The sequence below is a fragment of the Streptomyces sp. NPDC052687 genome, from assembly GCF_040678395.1.
GTDB lineage: Bacteria > Actinomycetota > Actinomycetes > Streptomycetales > Streptomycetaceae > Streptomyces.
Window position 1 is genome coordinate 1 of record NZ_JBFATR010000104.1, and the last position, 3,283, is coordinate 3,283.

Genomic DNA, 3,283 nt, shown 5'->3' on the forward strand with positions numbered 1-3,283 from the left:
GGCGCCGCGGACGGGCCGGCGGGGCGGGCTCGGCGGACACCTCGGCGGCGGGCTCGGCGGGAGCCTCGGCGGCCGGCGCGGTCCGCGCGGCGTCCGCGGCGTCCGCTGCGGGCTGTGCGGCGGCCTTCGCGGAGGGCTCCGGGACGGTCACCACGGCCGCCTCCGCCGCCGCGGGCGAACCGGCCGGCGCGGACACCTTGCGGGTGACCCGACGGCGCGTACGGCCCTTGGGCGCGGCCTCCTCGGTGGCGGGCGCCTCGGTGGCGGGCGCCTCGGTGGCGGGCGCCTCGGCGACGGGCGTCTCGGCAGCGGCGGGCGTCTCGGCGGGTGCCTCGACGACCGGGTCCTCGACGGCCACCGGCTCGGCGTGCGCCTCCTGGGCGGGCTCGCGCACCAGCGGGCGCGCGGCCTCCTCGGCGGCGGTCACGTCCTGAGCCGTGGGCACGGCTGCCTCCGCCCGCGGCGTGCCCGCCGGAGCGGACACCCGGCGGCTCGCCCGGCGCCGGCCCCGGCGCGACACCGCGGCCTCGGCCTCGGCGACGCTGCTGTACAGCTCCTCGTCCGGGGCGAAGTCGGGCGCGGGCAGCGCGACCGGCTCGGCGGCCTCCGCCGCGACCTCGGCCGGGGTCTCGGCCTCGGTCTCCGCCTCCTGCTCCGCCGTCACGCCGGACTCGGCGACGGCCGCGGCGGCCTCGTGCTCGTGCGGCTGCTCGGCGGCGCCGGCGCGGGCGCGCTTCTTGCGCTTGCCGCCGCCACCGTTCGCCGACGGCTGCTCCATGTGGACGATGACACCGCGCCCGTTGCAGTGGACGCAGGTCTCGGAGAACGACTCCAGCAGGCCCTGGCCGACCCGCTTGCGGGTCATCTGCACCAGGCCCAGCGAGGTCACCTCGGCGACCTGGTGCTTCGTACGGTCGCGGCCCAGGCACTCCAGCAGGCGGCGCAGCACCAGGTCCCGGTTGGACTCCAGCACCATGTCGATGAAGTCGATCACGATGATGCCGCCGAGGTCGCGCAGCCGCAGCTGGCGCACGATCTCCTCGGCCGCCTCCAGGTTGTTCCTGGTGACCGTCTCCTCCAGGTTGCCGCCCTGGCCGGTGAACTTGCCGGTGTTGACGTCGATGACGACCATCGCCTCGGTCCGGTCGATCACCAGCGAGCCGCCGCTGGGCAGCCAGACCTTGCGGTCCAGCGCCTTGGCGAGCTGCTCGTCGATCCGGTACGTGGCGAAGACGTCGACCTCGGAGGTCCAGCGCTGGAGGCGGTCGGCGAGGTCCGGCGCGACGTGCGAGACGTAGCCGTGGATGGTGGACCAGGCGTCGTCACCGCTGACGATGACCTTGGAGAAGTCCTCGTTGAAGATGTCGCGCACGACCCGGACGGTCATGTCCGGCTCGCCGTACAGCAGCGTCGGGGCGTTGCCGCTCTTCGCCTTCTTCTGGATCTCCTCCCACTGCGCCTGGAGCCGCTCGACGTCACGGCGCAGCTCGTCCTCGCTCGCGCCCTCGGCGGCGGTGCGCACGATGACGCCCGCGTCCTCGGGGACGATCTTCTTGAGGATGGTCTTCAGCCGGGCCCGCTCGGTGTCGGGCAGCTTGCGGCTGATGCCGGTCATCGAGCCCTCGGGCACGTACACGAGGTAGCGGCCCGGGAGGGAGACCTGGCTGGTCAGGCGGGCGCCCTTGTGGCCGATCGGGTCCTTGGTGACCTGCACGAGGACCGACTGGCCGGACTTGAGCGCGGACTCGATCCGGCGCGGGCCGTTGGCCATGCCCAGCGCCTCGAAGTTGACCTCACCGGCGTACAGCACGGCGTTGCGGCCCTTGCCGATGTCGATGAAGGCGGCCTCCATCGACGGCAGCACGTTCTGCACCTTGCCGAGGTAGACGTTCCCGACGTACGAGACCGCCTGCTCCTTGTTGACGTAGTGCTCGACGAGCACGCCGTCCTCCAGGACGCCGATCTGCGTACGGTCGCCGTGCTGGCGCACGACCATCACGCGCTCGACGGCCTCGCGGCGGGCCAGGAACTCGGCCTCGGTGATGATCGGGACGCGGCGGCGGCCCTGCTCGCGGCCCTCGCGGCGGCGCTGCTTCTTCGCCTCCAGACGGGTCGAGCCCTTGATGGACTGCACCTCGTCCGACGGCTCGCGCTCGGCGGCCTTGCGCGGCTCGCGCACCTTGACGACCGTGCGCTCGGGGTCGCCGTCGCCGGGCTCGGCGTCCACGGCGGTGTCCCCGGCACGGCGACGGCGGCGACGGCGACGGCGGCTGCCCGCGGTCGAACCGCCGGCCTCCTCGCGGCCCTGCTCACCCTCGGCGGACTCGGCGGACTCGGCCGACTCCTCGGCGTCCTCCTCGACCTGCTCGGCGGTGTCCTCGGCGTCCTGCGCGGCCTGCTCGGCGGCGGCCTCGTCGGTCTCGCCCTCGCCGAACTCGTCGGCGTCGCCCTCGGCGGACTCGCCCCGGCGGCGCCGGCGGCCACCGCGACGGCGGCGACGGCGCGAGCCGGTCTCCTCGCCGTCGTGGGACTCGTCGGCCGCCTCATCGGCGGCCTCCTCCTCGGACTCCTCGTCCTCGGCGGGCGCCTCGGCGGCCTGGGTCACGGTCTCCTCGGCGGCGCCACCGCGGCGCCGGCGACGGCGGCGCGAGCCGGCCTGCTCGGCGGAGAACTCCTCGGCCTCGGCGACCTCGGCGACCTCGGCGGTCTCCGGCGTCTCGGGCTCCTCCACCGCCTCGGCGGCGGCCTCGGCGGCTGCGCGCTCCGGCGTCTGGAACCTCGGCTCGGTGAAGACCGGCGGCTGGAACACGGCCACGGCGGGCCGCGCCGGACGCTGCGGCGCCTCGGCGGCGGCCGGCGGCGCGGGCTCGGAGAACCCGGTGGCGGCCTTGCGCACGACACGCCGGCGGCGACGCGGAGCGGCGGACTCCGCGGCCTGCTCGGCGGCGGGAGCGGCGGAGGCCTTCGGCACGGCGGCGAGAGCGGGCTCCGGCCGCGCCTCGGCCTGGGCGGGGGCCTGGGCCTGGGCCTGGGCGGGAGTCTCGGGTGCCTTCTCCTCGGCGGCGGTCTCGCTGCCGGCGGAGTCGGCGGGGGCCTCGGCGGCGGGCGCGGACACCCGGCGCGTGGCCCGGCGGCGGGTACGCCGCGGCGCGGCCTCCTCGGCGGCGGGCGCGGCCTCGGCGGGCGCCTCGACGCCGAGCTCGACAACGTCTCCGGCGGCCTGCACGTGAACTCGCTGGGCACCGTCACCGGCCTGGTGGACGGCGTCGCCCCGGTCTCCGGC

At 76.4% G+C, this 3,283-nt stretch carries 1 protein-coding gene and 1 pseudogene; one reads left to right on the forward strand and one right to left on the reverse strand.

What is annotated here, in order from left to right:
- On the reverse strand, positions 1 to 3,226 hold a 3,226-nt coding region (locus AB0K92_RS33480), incomplete at its 3' end, for an Rne/Rng family ribonuclease (RefSeq protein ID WP_365929041.1).
- On the opposite strand from AB0K92_RS33480, the pseudogene AB0K92_RS33485 reads away from it, so the two are divergent.
- Positions 3,191 to 3,283, forward strand: a pseudogene (locus tag AB0K92_RS33485) (type A2 lantipeptide); the annotation flags it as partial. The gene AB0K92_RS33480 and the pseudogene AB0K92_RS33485 overlap by 36 nt on opposite strands.